This is a genomic window from Pseudomonas sp. Y39-6, from assembly GCF_023651955.1.
GTDB classification, from domain to species: Bacteria; Pseudomonadota; Gammaproteobacteria; order Pseudomonadales; family Pseudomonadaceae; genus Aquipseudomonas; species Aquipseudomonas veronii.
Genome location: NZ_CP069594.1, coordinates 4440115 through 4460236 on the forward strand (window position 1 = coordinate 4440115; position 20122 = coordinate 4460236).

Consider the following 20122-nt stretch of genomic DNA (forward strand, 5'->3'; position numbering starts at 1 on the left):
CCGGGCGTGGTGCGTGCAGCTTGTCGACGCCGATCAGGCTCACGATCAGCAGGAACGGCAAAAGCAGCGCCTTGAGGATTTGCATGATCGTTCATCTCCCGGATGGACACGGTGGGGGTAACCCATGCTAAGACCGCGCCACCTGCGCGGGGCTACTACCTTGGTACTGGCTCAGCGGTACTTTCTGCATATTTGCAGCAGACATAAGGCTTCCTATGCTGGCGCTACCTGACATGGAGTGCCTTATGCGCCAGCTCGCCCCCTACGCCGTGCTCTACCTGCTGGCGATTGCCTGCGCCGCCGGGGTGGCCACTGCCAGCCAGGCCGCCGAGGCGCCGTTGGCGGTGCAGATCGGCTACCTGGGCTATCGGCCCGACCCTGGGCCGCTGCTGTCGAATGTGATCCCCGAGCCCACCGACGCCGGGCAACGCGGTGCGGAGCTGGCGATCATCGACAGCAACAGCACCGGCGCCTTTCTCAACCAACGCTACAGCCTGACCAGCGCCACGGTGGACAGCCCCGACGCCCTGCTCGCCGCCGCCCAGGCCCAGCACGACCAGGGCCTGCGCCTGTTCGTGGTCAACGCCCCCGCCGCCAGCCTGCGCCAGCTCAGCGCGGCCCTGCCCGACAGCCTGCTGTTCAACGCCGGCAGCCCCGATGACAGCCTGCGCAGCACCGACTGCCTGGGCAACGTGCTGCACACGCTGCCCAGCCGCGCCATGCTCGCCGATGCCCTGGCGCAATTTCTGGTGGTGCGCAAATGGCAGAAGGCGCTGCTGATCGTCGGCCCCACCGAGGATGACCAGGCCTACGCCGCCGCCCTGCGCCGCGCCGCCAAGCGCTTCGGCGTGCATCTGGTGGCGGAGAAAGCCTGGCGCTTCGATAACGACCAACGCCGCAGCGCCCAGGCAGACATGCCGCTGTTCACCCAGACCGCCGAATACGACGTGGTGCTGGTGGCGGACGAGCGCGGCGACTTCGGCGAATACGTGCCCTACCAGACCTGGTACCCGCGCCCCGTCGCCGGCACCCAGGGCCTGACGCCCACCGGCTGGCACAAGACCGTCGAAACCTACGGCGCCGCGCAACTGCAAAAACGCTTCGAAGCCCTGGCCGGGCGCTGGATGAACGACCGCGACTTCGCCGCCTGGATGGCCGTGCGCAGCGTTGCCAGTGCGGTGAACAAGCTGCGCCAGGTCGACCCCATGACCATCCGCCAACTGGAGATCAGCGAGCAACTGCCGCTGGACGGCTTCAAGGGCCGCAAGCTCAGCTATCGCCCGTGGAACGGCCAACTGCGCCAACCGATTCCGATCGTGCAGCCCCGCGCCCTGGTCAGCACCTCGCCCCAGGACGGTTTCCTGCACCCCTTCAACGAAATGGACAGCCTGGGCTACGACAAACCCGAGGTGACCTGCCGCTTCCCTTGATCGCTCCCCTACTCACAATAATAAGGAATCCGCCATGCGCCGCACCCTGCTCTCATGCGCCCTGCTGCTTGCCGCCGGGCACGCCGTGGCCAGCACCGCCTGGGTCTCCAACGAGAAAGACAACACCCTCAGCCTGATCGACATGCAGACCCTGCAAGTCACCGACACGCTCAAGGTCGGCCAGCGCCCGCGGGGCCTGCTGCTGTCCCATGACAAAAAGCTGCTGTACATCTGCGCCAGCGACTCGGACCGCGTGCAGGTGATGGACGTGGCCACGCGCAAGATCATCAAGGAGCTGCCCTCCGGCAAAGACCCCGAGCAGTTCGCCCTGCACCCCAATGACCGCTGGCTGTATGTGTCCAACGAAGACGATGCACTGGTCACGGTGATCGACACCGAGACCTCCAAGGTGCTAGGCCAGATCAACGTCGGCGTAGAGCCCGAAGGCATGGCCGTGAGCCCGGACGGCAAGTGGGCGGTGAACACCAGCGAAACCACGAACATGCTGCACTGGATCGACACCAGCACCCAGACCCTGGTCGACAGCACCCTGGTGGACCAGCGCCCGCGCTTCGTCGAGTTCAACCACGATGGCTCGCAGCTGTGGGCCTCGGCGGAGATCGGCGGCACCGTGACCATTCTCGATGTGGCCAGCCGCGCGATCCTCAAAACCCTGACGTTCAAGATCAAGGGCGTCCACCCGGACAAGGTGCAGCCGGTGGGGATCAAGCTCAGTTCCGACGGCAAGTACGCCTTTGTCGCCCTGGGCCCGGCCAACCATGTGGCGGTGATCGACGCCAAGACCTTCGAGATCCTCGACTACCTGCTGGTAGGCCGCCGCGTGTGGCAGATGGCATTTACCCCGGACGAAAAACAGTTGCTGGCCACCAATGGCGTCAGCGGCGATGTGTCGGTGATCGATGTGGACAGCCTCAAGGTGCTCAAGTCGGTGAAGGTCGGGCGTTATCCATGGGGCGTGGTGGTCACGCCATGAACGCCCTGGAGGTGCGCGACCTGAGCTTCGCCTATGGCGAGCGCCAGGCTTTGCACGAGGTGAGTTTCAGCCTGGCACCGGGGCGCTTTGCCGCGTTGCTGGGGCCCAACGGCGCCGGCAAGTCGACCTTGATCGCCCTGCTCACGCGCTTGTACGACCTGCAAAGCGGCGACATCCGCGTCGGCGGCCACTCCCTGCGCGATGCACCGCGCGCAGCCCTCACGCAACTGGGGGTGGTGTTCCAGCAAAGCACCCTGGACCTGGACTTGAGCGTCGAACAGAACCTGCGTTATCACGCCGCGCTGCACGGTTTGTCGCGGCGCCAGACCGACGTGCGCGTCGCCGCCGAGCTGGCGCGCCAGGCCCTCACCGAGCGGCGCCGCGAAAAAGTCCGCGAGCTCAACGGCGGGCACCGGCGCCGCGTGGAAATCGCCCGGGCGTTGTTGCATGAACCGCGCTTGCTGCTGCTGGATGAAGCCAGCGTCGGCCTCGACCCCGCCAGCCGCCTGGCGCTGAACCAGCACGTGCGCAACCTGTGCCTTGAGCAAGGCATCAGCGTGCTGTGGACCACCCACCTGCTCGATGAAGTGCAACCCGACGATGCGTTGATGATCCTGCACCAGGGCCGCTTGGTGGCCAGCGGGCAGGTCGATGCGCTGATCCTCGAACAGGGTGGCGACCTCGGCAGCGTCTTTGCGCGCCTGACCCGCCCCACAACGACGGGAGCCCCGGCATGAACGCTTACTGGCAATGCTTGCGCGGCATCGTGCTGCGCGAGTGGCTGCGCTTTGTATTGCAGCGCACGCGGTTTCTCAGCGCCCTGGTGCGCCCGCTGTTGTGGCTGCTGGTGTTCGCCGCCGGGTTCCGCGCCGCGCTGGGTATCTCGGTGATCGAACCCTACGACACCTACATTCCCTATGAGGTCTACATCATCCCGGGGCTGGCTTGCATGATCCTGCTGTTCAACGGCATGCAGGGTTCGCTGTCGATGGTCTACGACCGCGAGATGGGCAGCATGCGCGTGCTGCTGACCAGCCCGCTGCCGCGCACGTTTTTGCTGTGCAGCAAGTTGCTCGCCACCGCGCTGATTTCACTGTTGCAGGTGTACGGGTTCCTGGCGATCGCCTGGGTCTACGGCGTGCAACCGCCTGTCATGGGGCTGTTGATCGCCCTGCCGGCCTTGCTGCTGGTGGCCTTGATGCTGAGCGCGCTGGGTTTGCTGCTGTCGAACGCGATCCGTCAACTGGAGAACTTTGCCGGGGTGATGAATTTCGTGATCTTCCCGCTGTTTTTCATATCGTCGGCGCTGTACCCGTTGTGGAAGATGCGCGACTCCAGCGAGTGGTTGTATTGGCTGTGCGCAATCAACCCCTTCACCCACGCCGTCGAGCTGGTGCGCTTTGCCCTGTATGAACGCTTCGCCGGCCTGGCCCTCGCGGTGTGCCTGGGCTTGACCGTATTGTTCGCGGTGTTGGCGGTGTTGACCTTCAACCCCCAGCATGCAGCGTTGCGCAAAAAAGGCTGAGGGCGGCAAAAACTACTACTTTAGTACTGGTTTTACTGTCTATCGTCGCATTCCCAAGGGCTCGGGACTCACGTGTAATGGGCGCATAACGATAAGGATCGCCCTGCCATGCTGCCTGCCCGACTGCCCTTGTTGGCGCTGCTGTGCCTGTTTGCCGCCAACGTACAGGCCGATACCGCATTATTTTCCGCCGACGGCTATCGCATCAGCCTGTATCGCAGCCCCACGCCCGATCATGTGCAGGGCGCGACGATCATCGACACCCCTGCCCTGCAAGCCCTGCTGACCCAAACCCCAGCCCCGGTGCTGATCGATACGTATCGCCGCCAGTGGCTGCAAGGCCGCTTCATCGAAGACCAGCCCCACGCCAACCTGCCCGGCAGCCGTTGGCTGGCCAACACCGGCGACGGCGACCTCACGCCGGAGTGGCAAAGCTATTTCGTGCGCCACCTGTACACCTACAGCGGCGGCAACCTGGCACGACCATTGGTGTTCTATTGCCGCTCCGATTGCTGGCTGAGTTGGAACGCGGTAAAACGTGCGGCCAACCTGGGCTATACCTCTGTGTATTGGTATCGCGATGGCCTGGATGCCTGGGAAGCGGCGAAGCTGCCGGTGTCGGTGGCGCAACCCGAGCCATTTGAATAACCACAATAAGAAAGGTGAACGGCCATGTACAAAATCCTGATTGCCGATGATCACCCACTGTTTCGCGAAGCGATTCATAACGTCATCAGCGATGGTTTCCCCGGCAGCGAAGTGATGGAGACCGCCGATCTGGACAGCGCCCTGGCGCTGACCCAGGAACACGACGACCTCGATCTGATCCTGCTCGACCTGAACATGCCCGGCATGCACGGTCTCAATGGCCTGATCAACCTGCGCAACGAATCGCCGACCATCCCGGTGGTGATCGTGTCCGCCGAGCAAGACAAGCAAATCGTGCTGCAGGCCATCACCTATGGCGCCGTCGGTTTTATCACCAAGTCGTCGCCGCGCCAGCAAATGACCGAGGCGATCCAGCAGATTCTCAACGGCAATGTGTACCTGCCGCCGGACATCATCCGCACCCAGAAACCCGGCACCCACCGGCGCCTGAACGAAAACCCGGGCTTCGCTCCGGAATTGCTGCAGGCGTTGACCCGCAAGCAGTTGCTGGTGCTGGAGCGGATGACCAAGGGCGAGTCGAACAAGCAGATTGCCTACACCCTGGAGATCGCCGAGACCACGGTGAAGGCCCATGTGTCGGCGATTTTGCGCAAGTTGAATGTGCATAATCGGGTGCAGGCGATCTTGAGCGCGGGGGATATTGATTTTGGTTCTTATCTGCGTCGCTGATCTTTCGGAAAGCGCATAGAACCCTTGTGGGAAGGGGTTTGTGTGGGGTTTGTGTGGGGCTTGTGTGGGAGGGGGCTTGCCCCCGATAACGGTGGATCAGTTATAGGTGCAGTGACTGACAGTCAGCTATCGGGGGCAAGCCCCCTCCCACATTGGATCTCCATTTGATCTCTGGTTCTCTGGATCTCTGGATCTCTGGATCTCTGTTTGATCGCTGTTTGAGGAGCGTTCGGTGGTCATTTGCCTAAGAGGTGGCTCATCGCGGTCTTGAGCTTCATCGGCCGCACCGGCTTGTGCATTAAGGTGTGTCCCAGTTCGCGGATCTGCAGCTTCAGTTCGTTGCTGTAATTGGCGGTGATCATCATGGCCGGGATCGGGCTGGCGCGCCGGGCGTTGATGCGTGCCACGGCGTCGACGCCGTTCTGCTCATCGTCCAGGTGGTAATCGGCGATCAGCAGGTCGGCCTCGGCGTGGTAGTTGTCCACCTGCCGCGCCAGGTCTTGTTCCGATAACGCGGTGACCACCCGGCAGCCCCACCCTTCCAGCAAGGTCCGCATTCCCGCGCAGATCGCTGCGTCGTTATCCAGCACCCACACCCGCGCGCCTTGCAGGCGCTCCAGCATCGGTTCGCTCATGGACGGCTGCGGCAGCGATTTGGGCGCGGTGGCGCTCAAGGGCACGTCCACCGCGAACATCGAGCCCTTGCCCGGCCACGACTTGACGGTGATGCGATGGCCGAGGATGCCGGCGATTTTTTCCACGATGGCCAGGCCCAGGCCCAACCCGCGATCCTGGTCGCGCCGCTGCACATCGCCGCGTTTGAACTCCTGGAAAATTTCCTCCAGGCGATCTTCGGCAATGCCCATGCCGCTGTCCCAGACCTGGATCGACAAGCGCTGGTGCTGGCGGCGGCAGCCCAGCACCACGCGCCCCGAGTAGGTGTAGCGAATCGCATTGCTCAGCAGGTTGCGCAGAATCCGCGCCAGCAGCTGGATATCGCTGCGCACCAGCGCCGAGCAGCCGACGAAGTGCAACTCCAGGCCTTCGCTGCGCGCCAGTTGGGTGAATTCGACGGCGAGGTTGTCGAGCAGCTCGCTGAGGGCGAACGGGGCGATATCGGCTTTGATCACCCCAGCATCCAGCTTGGAAATATCAACCAGGGTGCCCAACAGGTTTTCCACGTCTTCCAGCGAGTTGCTCACGTTGCGCACCAGGGTTTCATTGGCCTGGGGTTCGCGGCGTTCAAGCAAGGCGCCGGTGAACAGGCGCGCGGCGTTCAGCGGTTGCAACAGGTCGTGGCTGACGGCGGCGAGGAATTTGGTTTTTGACAGGTTGGCCTGCTCGGCTTCGAGCTTGGCTTCGCGCAGGCGCGATTCCACGCGGCGGCGCTCGTCGATTTCGCGCAGCAACTGGTCGTTCAGCGAGGTCAGTTCCGAGGTGCGCTGGGCGACGCGCAGCTCCAGGTTCTGATAGGCCTGGTGCAAGGCTTCGGCGGTGCGCCGGCGCTCGGTGATGTCGCGGATCAGCACAAAGATCCCCACCACTTCGCCACTGGCCAGGCGGTTTGGCACGTAGGAGCGCAGCATGTAGCGCTCCTGGTTGTTGATGTTGGTTTCGGCGAATTCGAAGGTCACGCTCTCCCCCGCCAGCGCCCGCGAGACGTAGGCATCCAGGCGCTGACAGTGTTGTTCGCTGTGGACTTCGCGCAGGCTCTGGCCGAGCATCATGCCCCGCGGCCAGCAGTACCATTCTTCATAGACCTTGTTGGTGAACTCATACACCAGGTCGGCATTCAGGTAGCCGATCAGCGCCGGCACATGGTCGGTGATCAGGCGAATCCAGCGCTCGCTCTCCTGCGCCTTTTGCGCCGCGGCCTGCTCGCGGCGCAGGGTTTCGGCGCGCAGGCGGGCGTTGATCAGCAAGTGGTTGCTGGCGCGCAGTTCGGCCATCGCCTGGTTCAGCGCGTCGGTGCGCTCGCGCACTTGTTCGGCGAGCACCACCGAGTGCTGGAACGTGGTGTAGGGGTCGTTGCCCTGGGTCACCCCGGACTCGATGCGCTCGATCAGCGCCGCGTTGATCCGCGTCAGCTTGTAGTTGTCCAGGCGTAGCCGCGCCAACTCGGCCAACAGTTCATTGCGATCCTGGGGCTCGCCCTCGGGCAATGGCGACGCCGGTGAAGGTCTGGTTGATATGCATGCCATTGAACTGTTCTCCGTAGGTGTTGAACCCCATCACCCGCTGGTCGCGCAGGAAGCCGCCGATCTGCTCCAGGGTGCCGCTGTCTTCCAGCTCCAGGCGGCGCAGGAAGCAGTCGCAGCCAATGGTCAGCAGCAGCTCGCCGAGGCGAGATTGCAGGCCGTCGAACAGGGTTACCAGGTTCGGCAGGATCGGCCCGGGTGTCATCACCGTGAGGACGATGCCGTTTTCCACGGCGCAGTAGAAACTCAGGCTCAGGTCGTCATGCACCTGCTGGATCGCCCTGACGTAGTACTGGTCGTGGATACGTACCGCCAGCGGATGCGCGGCAAAGACGCGGTGGTCGAGGTCGGCCACGGCCACGCCGATGTGCCGCGCGTACTCCTCCGCGGCGGGCTCGGCGTTGAGCTCGAATACCCGCCGCGACGGGCTGTCGGCGCCGGTCACTACGAGTTTTTCCGCACGCGGCAGAATGTGGTGGGTGGTGAACACCTCGAAGTCCAGCCAGGTATTGACCAGCACCACCACGGCCGCGCCGCTGTGGAACGCGCCGTTGAAATACACGTGGGTGTGCGTGAGGTAATTGTCGTCGCCGGCCGAGCCGCCGAAATGCGGGATATCGCCGAGCGCCGCGCTGAGGGCCGCGAGCACCATTTCTTCACGGCTGGACAGCCCGTCGAGCAAGGTCAGGGCGAAGGTGTTGCCCTTGATCGGCGCCAGGGTGTTGCTGCGACAGCCGCCCACCAGGCGTTCGACCATGTGCTGGGCGTCGATCAGGCTGAAGTGTTCCACCTGGTCGATCAGTTCGGTGGCAATCGAAAAATGCGCGTGGTTAAAGCCCATCGCCGTCACGCAATTGCGCCCGTAGCCTTGGGGTGTGATCTCGCCGGCGCTGGTGCAACCGACGAGGCGCACATTGCCGAAACAACGTTGCAGGGCTTGGCCGAGCGCCTGCAGGTCGTAGGAAGCCGAGCAGAAAAACAGCACGAAGCCCAGGTACGGATGCAGCAGTTGCTCGGCCAATTCTTCGGCGGCCTGCCCGGCATCGGTGGCCAGAGACATGGCACTGACTACGCCTTCATGGTTGTGCATCGTCGACTCTCCGCTCTGAGGCATGAGTGTACGAAGGCTGGGGGGGCGGAACCTATGCTACTTGGGTACTGGGTGGGGGGATGCGATGGGATGAGACGCCCAGGATGCAGGTAATCAAATGTGGGAGGGAGCTTGCTCCCGATGGTGGTGGATCAGCTACAAATGAGCCAACTGAACCACCGCTATCGGGGGCAAGCCCCCTCCCACATTTTGACCGCGTACCACTTAAAGACCAGGGCAGTCAGGTCTTACCAGGTGAGCACGGCACCGACGGCGAAGGTGTCGGTGTCTTCATTTTGTGCGCTGGTGTCATGCCCCTTGATCTGGAACTGGTTGTATTCAGCGACCAGCTTCAGGTTGTCGTTCACGTCGTGAAACAGCGCAATGCCACGGGTGTCATAGTCGGCGCCGCTGCCCACCACGCCGTTGCCGTCGTCCTTGGTCTTGCCATACGACAGCGCCAGGCGGTTCTTGCCCAGCTTGTAGGAGCCTTGCAGCAGGTAGCCGTTGCTGTCGACATTGCGCAGGGTCGCTTCGCCGGCATTGTTGGTGAAGAACGGGTTGATGCCCTTGGCCTGGAAGCCCGAGCCGGTCAGGGACAGGCCGCCCATTTTCGCCTGTACGCCGTAGCCCACGCCTTTGGAGGTGACGCTGTCGACATTGGAATCGGTGTTGTCCGAGGTCTGGTAGCTGCCGTTGAGCCAGCTGTAGATCTTCGCCCCGCCCAGGTCGAACTGGTAGGTGATCTCGCTCTCGGTACGCGGGTTTTTCTGGTAGGCCTTGCCTTGGGGGCTGCTGTCGTTGGTATCGACCGGGTCGAGGATGCCGACGGCAACACGCAGGCCGTCCATCACCGGGGTGCGGTAGGTGATCTGCGAGGTCGGGAACGGGTATGGATAGCCGCTGCCGATATTGCCGAACGAAACCCCGCCGCCGTCGACCAGGCCGAGGCTGTCGCTGACCTGGCCGTAGCCCGCGAGCAATTCGTCGAGCAGGATGTTGGAGCGGGCGAACAGGCCGAAGTCCTTGCCGATCAGCACTTCGCCCCACTCCGGGTTGGCCACTGTGCCGTAGAACTGGCGCACATCGATGGCGGTGTCGGTGCCGTTGGTCTGGCTGTCGTTGATGGTCACCCAGAACGAGGCACGGGCGCCGAGCTTGAGGTCGTCGGCCTGCTTGGTCATGTTGAAGCCCAGGTAGTTGGGCAAAAAGCCCATCTTCACCCGAGCCTGGCGGCGGTCGTATTGGTCACCGGCGCGGTCTACGTTGCTGTTGACGTAGAAGGCGTTGATGTAGCCATCGGTGGAGAAGGTGGTTTCGTCTTTGTCGTACAGCATGATTTCGGCGCTGGCGAACGGGCTCAGGCCCAGGCCGACGAGAAACACAGGCAACAGACGCAGGGGGAGTTTCTTATTGTTATGCATGGTGCGCTCCGCAACGGGGACATGATGTCGGAGGCGATTATCGAAAGCTGCCAGGCCACGGCCTACGCTGCCTTGGCGCCAATTTCAGGGTGCTTTGGACGGGCAGCGGGGGCTCGGCAAATTCGGTGTAAGACCGGCCCGTTCACAGACGCGGCACTTAGGGTGTAAGACCGACCCTGAACAACATGCCGAAAGACCGCGTCATGTCCTGTTACAGGTCGACACTTTGCCTCGCAGCGCTTTTTTCCCTTAATCTGCCAAGCCCATGTGGGACACATCGCGAATGTAACCCGCAGCCCGCCACCAAGGACCGCCGCCCATGCCCGCGTTGATTCAGGCTTTTCTGGACGAGGCATCGTCGACCTACACCTATGTGGTGCATGAGGCCGACGATGGCCCCTGCGCCATCGTCGACTCGGTGCTCAATTACGACCCGGCCTCCGGGCGCACCGACACACGCCAGGCCGACAAGGTGATTGCCTACGTGCGCGAACATCGCTTGCAGGTGCAATGGCTGCTGGAAACCCACGCCCATGCCGACCATCTGTCCGCCGCGCCTTACCTGCGCCGGACGTTGGGCGGCAAGATCGCCATTGGCCAGGCCATCAGCAAGGTGCAGCACGTGTTCAAGCACCTGTTCAACCTGGAGCCGGAATTTCACGTCGACGGTTCGCAGTTCGACCACCTGTTTGCCCCGGATGAAATCTTCCCTATCGGCAACTTGAAGGCCCAGGCCTTGCACGTGCCCGGCCACACCCCGGCGGACATGGCCTACCTGATCGACGATCAACTGATCCTGGTCGGCGACACCCTGTTCATGCCCGACGTCGGCACCGCCCGCTGCGACTTCCCCGGTGGCGATGCACACCAGCTGTATGCGTCGATGCGCAAGCTCCTGGCCTTCCCGCCGCAGACGCGACTGTACGTATGCCACGACTACCCGCCACAAGGCCGTGAGGCCCGGTGCCAGACCACCGTGGCCGAGCAGCGCGCGGGCAATATCCATGTGCATGACGGGGTGGATGAAGCGGCGTTTGTGCAGATGCGGACCCAGCGCGATGCCGGGCTGGGGATGCCGACACTGCTGCTGCCGGCGATCCAGGTGAATGTGCGGGCGGGGAATCTGCCGCCGCCCGAAGAGAATGGGGTGGTGTACCTGAAGATCCCGCTCAATCAGCTCTGAACGCGCTCAACCGGCCACCTGCGTCGCGGGTTCACGCGATGGAGAACTGAGCCACAATCTGCTTGAGATCCATCGCCAGCTTCGACAGTTCGTGGCTGGCAATCGACGTTTGCCCGGCGGCCGACGAACTCTGGATCGACAGGTCGCGAATGCTGATCAGGTTCTGGTCGACGGAGCGCGCCACATGCGCCTGTTCTTCGGAGGCCGTCGCGATCAACTGGTTCCGGTCGTTGATGTCGGCAATCGCTTCGGTGATCTGGGTGATGGCCTGGCCTGCTTCGTGGGCGATTTTCAGGGAGTCCACCGCTTCGCTGCGGTTCATGGTCATCGACGACACCGCCTCGTTGGAACAGACCTGGATCTTCGCGATCATCTGCTCGATTTCCTGGGTCGAGGTCTGGGTCCGGTGAGCCAGCGCCCGCACTTCATCGGCCACCACCGCAAACCCTCGGCCTTGCTCGCCAGCCCGCGCCGCTTCGATGGCGGCGTTCAGCGCCAGCAGGTTGGTCTGTTCGGCAATCGAGCGGATCACTTCCACCACCCGTGCGATGTCCTGGGCCTGCTTGGCCAGGCCTTCGACTTCCATACCGGTCTGCTGCACGGTGGCGCTGAGTTTTTCAATCGACGCGATGGTCTGGGTCACACGCTCCTGGCCGATTTGGGCCGAGCGTTGGGAGTCCTGGGTCGACTGGGAGGCCGAGACGGCATTGCGCGCGACTTCTTCCACCGCCGCGGTCATCTCATTGACCGCCGTGGCGGCCTGGTCGGTTTCCATGCTCTGGCGCTCGATACCGGCGCTGGACTCACGGGTAATCGAACTCATCTCTTCGGCAGCCGAGGCCAACTGCCCGGAGGCTTCGGAGATATGCTGCAAAGTGGTTTTGAGGTTCATCTGCATCGCGGCAGTCGATTGTTGCAGCTCCGTCAGCTCATCCTTGCCGTTGACGGCGATGGCCACGCGCAGATCACCGTCGGCGATCTTGGAGGTCGACACCAGCAACTCACGCACTGGCGTAATGATACTGCGGGTAAACAGGCTCGCGACGACCACGGTCAACAGCACTGAAGCGCCCATCAGCACCCAGGTAAACAGACGAGTCGCGTTGTATTCGCTGGAGGCGATCCGCACCGCCTCATTGGAGCCGCGCCCGTTCAGGGTGATCAGGTCGTTGATCGAGTCCTGCGCCTTGAGGGCGACGGGGGCTTGCACGTCGCTCAGATAAGCGGCGATCTGCGCGGAGGAGCCTGTGGTAGAGAGTGTCAGAAACTCGTCGATCTTCTGGTTGTAAGTGCCAATACTGCTCATGACTTCGTCATATTTGGCCTGTTCCTCGGGACTCGACACCATGGAAGCGTAGCTCTGGGCGATCTTCATCAACTCCGATCGGACACTTTGAAGGCTATCCCGTGAACTTTGATCCTGCCGGGCACTGTCCATGGCAAAACGGCGCAACTCCAGACGCAACTTAAACAGGGCTGAATCGATTCTTCCGGCCAGGCGAATACTGGGCAGCCAGTTGTTTTCAATCTCAACGGTTGAAGAATAGACGGAATCGACTTTTACCAGCGTCATGCCCCCTTGTATTAACAGCAGAATGCAAACCACTCCGAAACAAAGGGTGGTACGTAGATTCAATTTCAGGGATCTCATAGACATCTCGATTCACCTTTTACGTGGACTTGTTAGTTAGGTGGCTTATAGCAACTAATTTGTTTAATAACGCGTGAAAAATTCGTGAGCGATCAAGGAAATTTTTATGATGCAAGAAAAAAACCCCGTTCTTTTTAATTACTTAGCTAAACAACAAAACTCATCCAGCCTGATGCCCAAAGCGCGTTGGAAGTCAATCGGGCCAGGCGGCAATATTTAGAATACGAAGTTAGATTAAAGTCGTAGGGTACACGGCACCTTGGCGGCTGATTCTCCATGACTTGTCCGGCCACTTGAATGGGGAACGTAGCCGATACAATAGAGCGCTCAGGTAAAACATACATTGACAGGTGTCAATACTAAAAAGCGCGCGCCAATAAAGAGCAATGCATGAGTTGCGTTGCGTTGCGCCGCGAACCTTGTCTCAGACCATCAATCCATCCGGCGGCAGTGGCAACGCGGTCTTATAGCGCACTTGTTTAAGAGCGAAGCTGGAGCGGATATTGGCAACACCTGGCACTTTGGTCAGAAAGTCCATCATGAAACGCTCCAGCGACTGGATCGTCGGCACCAACACACGGATCAAATAGTCCGGGTCGCCGGCCATCAAGTAGCACTCCATCACCTCGGGCCGGTCGGAAATCGCCCCTTCGAATTGCTGCAAGGCCAGTTCGTTCTGCTTTTCCAGGCTGACATGGATAAACACGTTGACGTGCAGCCCCAGCAGGTCGGCATCGAGCAAGGTTACCTGGTCGCGAATCAGGCCCAGTTCCTCCATCGCCTTGACCCGATTGAAACACGGCGTGGGCGACAGGTTGACCGAGCGGGCGAGGTCGGCGTTGGTGATGCGCGCATTCTCCTGCAGGGCGTTGAGAATGCCGATATCGGTACGGTCCAGTTTGCGCATGAGACAAAATCACCTGTTTATTATGTTTATGCAGTTTTTTTATCCGCAAATGAGCCCGAGCGCAACGAAACACAGATAAATATTCTTCTACGCCCCGCCTATGATTGTTGTAGGACAAGATTTCTCCTACCCGGAGGATGACGGTCAGCTAGCGCGCCCACTACAAGAAATTCACAAGATCGAGCGTAGAAAGCCATGAACCAGCCGTATGCACCACTGCGCCTGCACGTTCCCGAACCCTCGGGCCGCCCAGGCTGCAAGACTGACTTTACCTACCTGCGTCTGACCGACGCCGGCCTGGTGCGCAAACCCAGCATCGACGTAGAACCCGCCGACACCGCCGATTTGGCCAAGGGCCTGATCCGCGTGCTCGACGACCAGGGCCAGGCCCTCGGTCCGTGGGCTGAAGACGTGCCTGTCGAGATCCTGCGCCGGGGCATGCGCGCCATGCTCAAGACGCGCATCTTCGACAACCGCATGGTGGTCGCCCAGCGTCAGAAGAAAATGTCGTTCTACATGCAGAGCCTCGGCGAAGAAGCCATCGGCAGCGCCCAGGCCCTGGCCCTGAACATCGACGACATGTGCTTCCCCACCTATCGCCAGCAAAGCATCCTGATGGCCCGCGACGTGCCGCTGGTGGACCTGATCTGCCAACTGCTGTCCAACGAGCACGACCCGCTCAAGGGCCGGCAACTGCCGATCATGTATTCGGTGAAAGACGCCGGCTTCTTCACCATTTCCGGCAACCTTGCCACCCAATTCGTACAAGCCGTGGGCTGGGGCATGGCCTCGGCGATCAAGGGCGATACCAAGATCGCCTCGGCCTGGATCGGCGACGGCGCCACTGCCGAATCGGACTTCCACACCGCCCTCACCTTCGCCCACGTCTACCGCGCGCCGGTGATTCTCAACGTGGTCAACAACCAGTGGGCCATCTCCACCTTCCAGGCCATCGCCGGCGGTGAAGCCACTACCTTCGCCGGACGCGGCGTCGGGTGCGGCATCGCCTCCCTGCGCGTGGACGGCAACGACTTCATCGCGGTGTACGCCGCTTCCGCCTGGGCCGCCGAACGCGCGCGCCGCAACCTCGGCCCGACCCTGATCGAATGGGTCACCTACCGCGCCGGCCCGCACTCCACGTCGGATGATCCGTCCAAGTACCGCCCCGCCGACGACTGGAGCCACTTCCCCCTGGGCGACCCGATTGCGCGCCTCAAGCAGCACCTGATCAAGATCGGCCAGTGGTCCGAAGAGGAACACGCGACGGTCAGTGCCGAACTGGAGGCCGAAGTGGTCAAGGCGCAGAAAGCAGCCGAACAGTACGGCACCCTCGCCGGCGGCCAGATTCCAAGCGCCGCGACCATGTTCGAAGACGTCTACAAAGAGATGCCGGAGCACTTGAAGCGCCAGCGTCAAGAGTTGGGGGTCTGACATGAACGATCACAACAACAGCATCGAATTGGAAACCGCCATGACCACCACCACCATGACCATGATCCAGGCCCTGCGCTCGGCCATGGACGTGATGCTTGAGCGTGACGACAACGTGGTGGTGTTCGGCCAGGACGTTGGCTATTTCGGCGGCGTATTCCGTTGCACCGAAGGCTTGCAGAACAAGTACGGCAGTTCGCGGGTGTTTGACGCGCCGATCTCCGAAAGCGGCATCGTCGGCGTGGCGGTGGGCATGGGCGCCTACGGCCTGCGCCCGGTGGCGGAAATCCAGTTCGCCGACTACGTCTACCCAGCCAGCGACCAGATCATCTCCGAAGCGGCGCGCCTGCGTTATCGCTCGGCCGGCCAGTTCACCGCGCCGTTGACCCTGCGCATGCCCTGCGGCGGCGGCATCTACGGCGGCCAGACCCACAGCCAGAGTATCGAAGCGGTGTTCACCCAGGTCTGCGGCCTGCGCACGGTGATGCCGTCCAACCCCTATGACGCCAAGGGCCTGTTGATCGCCTCGATCGAAAACGACGACCCGGTGATCTTCCTCGAGCCCAAGCGCCTGTACAACGGCCCGTTCGACGGCCACCACGACCGCCCGGTAACGCCGTGGTCGAAACACCCGCAGGCGCAAGTGCCGGACGGTTACTACAGCGTGCCGCTGGACGTGGCCGCGATCGTGCGTCCGGGTTCGGCCGTCACCGTGCTGACCTACGGCACCACCGTGTACGTGTCGCAAGTCGCCGCCGAAGAAACCGGTATCGACGCCGAGGTCATCGACCTGCGCAGCCTGTGGCCGCTGGACCTGGAAACCATCGTCAACTCGGTGAAAAAGACCGGCCGTTGCGTGGTGGTGCATGAAGCCACCCGCACCTGCGGCTTTGGCGCCGAGCTGGTGGCGCTGGTGCAGGAACATTGCTTCCACCACCTGGAAGCGCCGATCGAACGCGTCACCGGTTGGGACACCCCCTACCCGCACGCGCAGGAATGGGCGTATTTCCCAGGGCCGTCCCGTGTGGGCGCGGCGTTGAAACGGGTCATGGAGGTCTGAATGGGCACGCACGTTATCAAGATGCCGGACATTGGCGAAGGCATCGCAGAAGTTGAACTCTCGGCCTGGCATGTGAAGGTCGGCGACCTGGTCGTCGAAGACCAGGTGCTGGCGGATGTGATGACCGACAAGGCGATGGTGGACATTCCCTCGCCGGTCCACGGCAAGGTACTTGCCCTCGGCGGCGAGCCGGGTGAAGTCATGGCCGTGGGCAGTGTGCTGATCAGCATCGAAGTGGAAGGCGCGGGCAATACCAAAGACGTGCCGATGACGGCTGAACCGGCCAAGGCGGCGCCTGCGCCGGTAGCGCAAAGCAAGCCGGCCCCAGCGGTAGAAAGCACACTGGCACTCAAACCGTCCGTCGCGCCCCAGGCCCCCGTGGCCCGCGATGCCAACGAGCGTCCGCTGGCCTCCCCCGCCGTGCGCAAGCATGCGCTGGATGCAGGCATTCCCCTGCGCCTGGTGCAGGGGTCCGGTCCGGCGGGCCGGATTCTGCACGAAGATTTGGACGCTTACTTGCTCCAGAGTCCGGCGAAAAAAACTACGGCCGCCAACCCCTACGCCGAACGCAACGACGAAGAACAGATCCCGGTGATCGGCATGCGCCGCAAAATCGCCCAGCGCATGCAGGACGCCACCCGGCGCGCCGCGCATTTCAGCTATGTGGAAGAGATCGACGTCACCGCCCTCGACGAACTGCGCGTACACCTCAATGAAAAACACGGCGCGACACGCGGCAAGCTGACGCTGCTACCGTTCATCGTGCGCGCCATGGTCGTGGCGTTGCGCGATTTCCCACAGATCAATGCGCGTTACGACGACGAAGCCCAGGTCATCACCCGCCTCGGCGCGGTGCATGTGGGCGTCGCCACCCAGAGCGATGTGGGCCTGATGGTGCCGGTGGTGCGCCACGCCGAAGCGCGCAGCCTGTGGGGCAATGCCGAGGAAATCGCGCGTTTGGCCAACGCCGCGCGCACTGGCAAGGCCAACCGCGACGAACTGTCGGGGTCGACCATCACCCTGACCAGCCTCGGCGCCTTGGGCGGCATCGTCAGCACGCCGGTGCTGAACCTGCCGGAAGTGGCCATCGTCGGCGTCAACCGCATCGTCGAGCGGCCGATGGTGATCAAGGGCCAGATCGTGATCCGCAAGATGATGAACCTCTCCAGCTCGTTCGATCACCGCGTGGTCGACGGCATGGACGCGGCGCAATTCATCCAGGCCATTCGCGGCCTGCTCGAACAACCCGCCAGCCTGTTCCTGGAGTAAGGGCATGACTCAGACATTGCACACCACCCTGCTGATCATTGGCGGCGGCCCTGGCGGTTATGTGGCGGCGATCCGCGCCGGCCAGCTGGGCATCCCGACCATCCTCGTGGAAGGCCAGGCGCTGGGCGGCACCTGCCTGAATATCGGCTGCATCCCGTCCAAGGCCTTGATCCACGTGGCCGAACAGTTCCAGCAGACCGTACACCACAGCCAGGGCTCCCAACTGGGCATCGAAGTGGATGTGCCGACCCTGGACATCCGCAAAAGCGTGGCTTGGAAAGACGCCATCGTCGACCGCCTGACCAGCGGGGTTGCCGCGCTGCTGAAGAAACACAAGGTGCAGGTCATCCACGGGTGGGCCCAGGTGGTGGACGGCAAGACCGTCGACGTCGACGGCCAGCGTATCCAGTGCGAACACCTGCTGCTGGCCACCGGCTCGAAAAGCGTCAACCTGCCGATGCTGCCGATCGGCGGGCCGATCATCTCGTCCACCGAAGCCCTGGCGCCGACCCGCGTGCCCAAGCGCCTGATTGTGGTGGGTGGCGGTTATATCGGCCTGGAACTGGGGATTGCCTACCGCAAGCTGGGCGCCGAAGTCAGCGTGGTCGAAGCGCAGGAGCGTATCCTGCCGGCCTACGACGCCGAGCTGACCCAGCCGGTGGCCGAGTCGCTCAAGCAATTGGGTGTGAAGCTGTACCTCAAGCACAGCGTCACCGGCTTTGAGCACAACCGCCTGCAAGTGCGCGACCCGAAGGGCGACACCGTGTCGCTGGAGACCGATCAGGTGCTGGTCGCCGTCGGTCGCACCCCCAACACCCGGGGCTGGAACCTCGAAGCGCTGGACCTGGAGATGCACGGCGCGGCGGTCAGGATCGACCACCGCTGCCAGACCAGCATGCGCAATGTGTGGGCCATCGGCGACCTCAGCGGCGAGCCGATGCTCGCGCACCGGGCCATGGCCCAGGGCGAAATGGTCGCCGAACTGATCAGCGGTCAACACCGCGAATTCAACCCGGCGGCGATCCCGGCCGTGTGCTTTACCGACCCGGAGTTGGTGGTGGTCGGCAAGTCGCCCGACGAGGCCAAGGCGGCGGGGCTGGACTGCATCGTGTCGAGCTTCCCGTTCGCGGCCAATGGCCGGGCCATGACCCTGGAGTCGAAAAGCGGCTTCGTGCGGGTGGTGGCGCGGCGTGACAATCATCTGATTGTCGGCTGGCAGGCGGTTGGCGTCGGCGTGTCCGAGCTGTCCACCGCCTTTGGGCTGAGCCTGGAAATGGGCGCGCGCCTGGAAGACGTGGCCGGCACCATCCACGCCCACCCGACCCTCGGCGAAGCCGTCCAGGAAGCCGCCCTGCGAGCGCTGGGCCACGCCCTCCACCTGTAAAAAACGCAACCCCCCGTGGAAGCAGGCTTTTGTGGGAGGGGGCTTGCCCCCGATGAGGGCGCGCCAGTCGGCACATGCGTTGACTGGCCCACCGCTATCGGGGGCAAGCCCCCTCCCACAAAAGCCCGCTCCCACATGAAGCAAGAATGCAGTATTGTTGCGCTCATTCAGAAAAAAACCGACTTGACCAGAGATAGAGGGTGTCATGGGTAACGAAAGCATCAATTGGGACAAGCTGGGTTTTGACTACATCAAGACCGACAAGCGGTTTATCCAGACCTGGAAAAACGGCGAGTGGCAAGCGGGCACCCTGACCGAAGACAACGTGCTGCACATCAGCGAGGGCTCCACCGCCCTGCACTACGGCCAACAGTGCTTTGAAGGCCTCAAGGCCTATCGCTGCAAGGACGGCTCGATCAACCTGTTCCGCCCGGACCAGAACGCCGCGCGCATGCAGCGCAGTTGCGGTCGCCTGTTGATGCCGCAAGTGCCGACCGAAGCCTTCATCGACGCCTGCAAGCAAGTGGTTCGTGCCAACGAGCGGTTCATCCCGCCGTATGGCAGCGGCGGCGCGCTGTACCTGCGCCCGTTCGTGATCGGCACCGGTGACAACATCGGCGTGCGTACCGCGCCGGAGTTCATCTTCTCGGTGTTCGCGATCCCGGTCGGCGCCTACTTCAAGGGCGGCCTGGTGCCGCACAACTTCCAGATCTCCGGCTACGACCGCGCCGCGCCACACGGTACCGGCGCCGCCAAGGTCGGTGGCAACTACGCCGCCAGCCTGCTGCCAGGTTCCGAAGCGAAAAAAGCCGGCTTCGCCGACAGCATCTACCTGGACCCGGCCACGCACTCGAAGATCGAGGAAGTCGGTTCGGCCAACTTCTTCGGGATCACCCGAGACAACAAGTTCATCACGCCGAAGTCGCCTTCGGTACTGCCAGGCATCACCCGCATGTCGCTGATCGAACTGGCCAAGACCCGCCTGGGCCTGGAAGTGGTCGAAGGCGAAGTGTTCATCGACCAACTGGATATCTTCCAGGAAGCCGGTGCCTGCGGGACGGCTGCCGTGATTTCGCCGATCGGCGGTATCGAGTACCAGGGCAAACTGCACGTGTTCTACAGCGAGACCGAAGTCGGCCCGATCACCCAGAAGCTCTATAAAGAGCTGACCGGCGTGCAATCTGGCGACGTCGAAGCGCCAGAAGGCTGGATCGTCAAGGTCTAACCCCGCCACACCG

General features: G+C 62.6%; 17 protein-coding genes. 12 read left to right on the forward strand and 5 right to left on the reverse strand.

All coding sequences use genetic code 11. From position 1 onward, the window contains the following. The first annotated feature begins 245 nt into the window (after positions 1-245). The 6 genes from JN756_RS20000 to JN756_RS20025 all read left to right on the forward strand — a co-directional run bounded on the left by JN756_RS20000 (position 246) and on the right by JN756_RS20025 (position 5287). On the forward strand, positions 246-1430 hold the full coding sequence (locus JN756_RS20000) for a lanthanide ABC transporter ABC transporter substrate-binding protein PedA1 (RefSeq protein ID WP_079444257.1): 1185 nt from the start codon (positions 246-248) through the stop codon (positions 1428-1430). A gap of 34 nt (positions 1431-1464) precedes the next feature. Continuing rightward, entirely contained in the window at positions 1465-2424 is a 960-nt protein-coding gene (locus tag JN756_RS20005; RefSeq protein ID WP_017847488.1) for a YVTN family beta-propeller repeat protein, read from the forward strand. Then, positions 2421-3161, forward strand: a complete 741-nt coding sequence (locus tag JN756_RS20010) for a lanthanide ABC transporter ATP-binding protein PedB/LutE (RefSeq protein WP_201021208.1) — start codon at positions 2421-2423, stop codon at positions 3159-3161. The genes JN756_RS20005 and JN756_RS20010 overlap by 4 nt, the downstream gene beginning before the upstream one ends. Then, the gene (locus JN756_RS20015) at positions 3158-3949 is read left to right on the forward strand and encodes a lanthanide ABC transporter permease protein PedC (protein WP_057005597.1); all 792 of its coding nucleotides are present in this window, start codon (positions 3158-3160) and stop codon (positions 3947-3949) included. The genes JN756_RS20010 and JN756_RS20015 overlap by 4 nt, the downstream gene beginning before the upstream one ends. A gap of 108 nt (positions 3950-4057) precedes the next feature. Next, entirely contained in the window at positions 4058-4597 is a 540-nt protein-coding gene (locus tag JN756_RS20020) for a PQQ-dependent catabolism-associated CXXCW motif protein (protein WP_046382809.1), read from the forward strand. 24 nt (positions 4598-4621) lie between these two features. After that, entirely contained in the window at positions 4622-5287 is a 666-nt protein-coding gene (locus JN756_RS20025) for a response regulator transcription factor (RefSeq protein ID WP_017847492.1), read from the forward strand. 236 nt (positions 5288-5523) lie between these two features. Here JN756_RS20025 and JN756_RS20030 read toward each other — a convergent pair whose 3' ends face one another. The 3 genes from JN756_RS20030 to JN756_RS20040 all read right to left on the reverse strand — a co-directional run bounded on the left by JN756_RS20030 (position 5524) and on the right by JN756_RS20040 (position 9999). Beyond that, complete coding sequence (locus JN756_RS20030; RefSeq protein WP_079444258.1) at positions 5524-7488, reverse strand: PAS domain-containing hybrid sensor histidine kinase/response regulator; 1965 nt, start codon at positions 7486-7488, stop codon at positions 5524-5526. Continuing rightward, positions 7418-8575, reverse strand: a complete 1158-nt coding sequence (gene nosP / locus JN756_RS20035) for a nitric oxide-sensing protein NosP (protein ID WP_046382808.1) — start codon at positions 8573-8575, stop codon at positions 7418-7420. The genes JN756_RS20030 and nosP overlap by 71 nt, the downstream gene beginning before the upstream one ends. A gap of 248 nt (positions 8576-8823) precedes the next feature. Then, the gene (locus JN756_RS20040; RefSeq protein WP_017847495.1) at positions 8824-9999 is read right to left on the reverse strand and encodes a porin; all 1176 of its coding nucleotides are present in this window, start codon (positions 9997-9999) and stop codon (positions 8824-8826) included. A 319-nt stretch (positions 10000-10318) separates the two neighbouring features. Here JN756_RS20040 and JN756_RS20045 point away from each other — a divergent pair, with 319 nt between their 5' ends. Then, positions 10319-11182: an MBL fold metallo-hydrolase gene (locus JN756_RS20045; RefSeq protein ID WP_079444260.1), complete on the forward strand. Its 864-nt coding sequence runs from the start codon at positions 10319-10321 to the stop codon at positions 11180-11182. Positions 11183-11213: 31 nt separating this feature from the next. On the opposite strand, the gene JN756_RS20050 is transcribed toward JN756_RS20045, so the two are convergent. Together JN756_RS20050 and JN756_RS20055 are read right to left on the reverse strand one after the other, a co-directional pair. Beyond that, complete coding sequence (locus JN756_RS20050) at positions 11214-12839, reverse strand: methyl-accepting chemotaxis protein (RefSeq protein WP_108525027.1); 1626 nt, start codon at positions 12837-12839, stop codon at positions 11214-11216. 418 nt (positions 12840-13257) lie between these two features. Next, positions 13258-13740: an Lrp/AsnC family transcriptional regulator gene (locus JN756_RS20055; RefSeq protein WP_017847498.1), complete on the reverse strand. Its 483-nt coding sequence runs from the start codon at positions 13738-13740 to the stop codon at positions 13258-13260. A gap of 195 nt (positions 13741-13935) precedes the next feature. On the opposite strand from JN756_RS20055, the gene JN756_RS20060 reads away from it, so the two are divergent. The 5 genes from JN756_RS20060 (at position 13936) to JN756_RS20080 (ending at position 20109) form a co-directional block, all read left to right on the forward strand. Next, entirely contained in the window at positions 13936-15171 is a 1236-nt protein-coding gene (locus JN756_RS20060) for a 3-methyl-2-oxobutanoate dehydrogenase (2-methylpropanoyl-transferring) subunit alpha (RefSeq protein WP_057005599.1), read from the forward strand. A gap of 1 nt (position 15172) precedes the next feature. Further along, positions 15173-16231, forward strand: a complete 1059-nt coding sequence (locus JN756_RS20065) for an alpha-ketoacid dehydrogenase subunit beta (RefSeq protein ID WP_017847500.1) — start codon at positions 15173-15175, stop codon at positions 16229-16231. Then, complete coding sequence (locus JN756_RS20070) at positions 16232-17500, forward strand: dihydrolipoamide acetyltransferase family protein (RefSeq protein WP_017847501.1); 1269 nt, start codon at positions 16232-16234, stop codon at positions 17498-17500. Positions 17501-17504: 4 nt separating this feature from the next. Next, a complete protein-coding gene (lpdA, locus tag JN756_RS20075; protein ID WP_177029507.1) occupies positions 17505-18884 on the forward strand; it encodes a dihydrolipoyl dehydrogenase in 1380 nt (459 codons plus the stop codon). Between the two features lie 205 nt (positions 18885-19089). Continuing rightward, entirely contained in the window at positions 19090-20109 is a 1020-nt protein-coding gene (locus tag JN756_RS20080; protein WP_017847503.1) for a branched-chain amino acid aminotransferase, read from the forward strand. Positions 20110-20122: the final 13 nt, after the last annotated feature.

Excerpts from the sequence above, each read along its gene's own strand:
- JN756_RS20000 (WP_079444257.1), top strand. The coding sequence starts at position 246 with ATGCGCCAGCTCGCCCCCTACGCCGTGCTCTACCTGCTGGCGATTGCC.
- JN756_RS20005 (WP_017847488.1), top strand. The coding sequence starts at position 1,465 with ATGCGCCGCACCCTGCTCTCATGCGCCCTGCTGCTTGCCGCCGGGCAC.
- JN756_RS20010 (WP_201021208.1), top strand. The coding sequence starts at position 2,421 with ATGAACGCCCTGGAGGTGCGCGACCTGAGCTTCGCCTATGGCGAGCGC.
- JN756_RS20015 (WP_057005597.1), top strand. The coding sequence starts at position 3,158 with ATGAACGCTTACTGGCAATGCTTGCGCGGCATCGTGCTGCGCGAGTGG.
- JN756_RS20020 (WP_046382809.1), top strand. The coding sequence starts at position 4,058 with ATGCTGCCTGCCCGACTGCCCTTGTTGGCGCTGCTGTGCCTGTTTGCC.
- JN756_RS20025 (WP_017847492.1), top strand. The coding sequence starts at position 4,622 with ATGTACAAAATCCTGATTGCCGATGATCACCCACTGTTTCGCGAAGCG.
- JN756_RS20030 (WP_079444258.1), bottom strand. The coding sequence starts at position 7,488 with ATGGCATGCATATCAACCAGACCTTCACCGGCGTCGCCATTGCCCGAG.
- nosP (WP_046382808.1), bottom strand. The coding sequence starts at position 8,575 with ATGCACAACCATGAAGGCGTAGTCAGTGCCATGTCTCTGGCCACCGAT.
- JN756_RS20040 (WP_017847495.1), bottom strand. The coding sequence starts at position 9,999 with ATGCATAACAATAAGAAACTCCCCCTGCGTCTGTTGCCTGTGTTTCTC.
- JN756_RS20045 (WP_079444260.1), top strand. The coding sequence starts at position 10,319 with ATGCCCGCGTTGATTCAGGCTTTTCTGGACGAGGCATCGTCGACCTAC.
- JN756_RS20050 (WP_108525027.1), bottom strand. The coding sequence starts at position 12,839 with ATGTCTATGAGATCCCTGAAATTGAATCTACGTACCACCCTTTGTTTC.
- JN756_RS20055 (WP_017847498.1), bottom strand. The coding sequence starts at position 13,740 with ATGCGCAAACTGGACCGTACCGATATCGGCATTCTCAACGCCCTGCAG.
- JN756_RS20060 (WP_057005599.1), top strand. The coding sequence starts at position 13,936 with ATGAACCAGCCGTATGCACCACTGCGCCTGCACGTTCCCGAACCCTCG.
- JN756_RS20065 (WP_017847500.1), top strand. The coding sequence starts at position 15,173 with ATGAACGATCACAACAACAGCATCGAATTGGAAACCGCCATGACCACC.
- JN756_RS20070 (WP_017847501.1), top strand. The coding sequence starts at position 16,232 with ATGGGCACGCACGTTATCAAGATGCCGGACATTGGCGAAGGCATCGCA.
- lpdA (WP_177029507.1), top strand. The coding sequence starts at position 17,505 with ATGACTCAGACATTGCACACCACCCTGCTGATCATTGGCGGCGGCCCT.
- JN756_RS20080 (WP_017847503.1), top strand. The coding sequence starts at position 19,090 with ATGGGTAACGAAAGCATCAATTGGGACAAGCTGGGTTTTGACTACATC.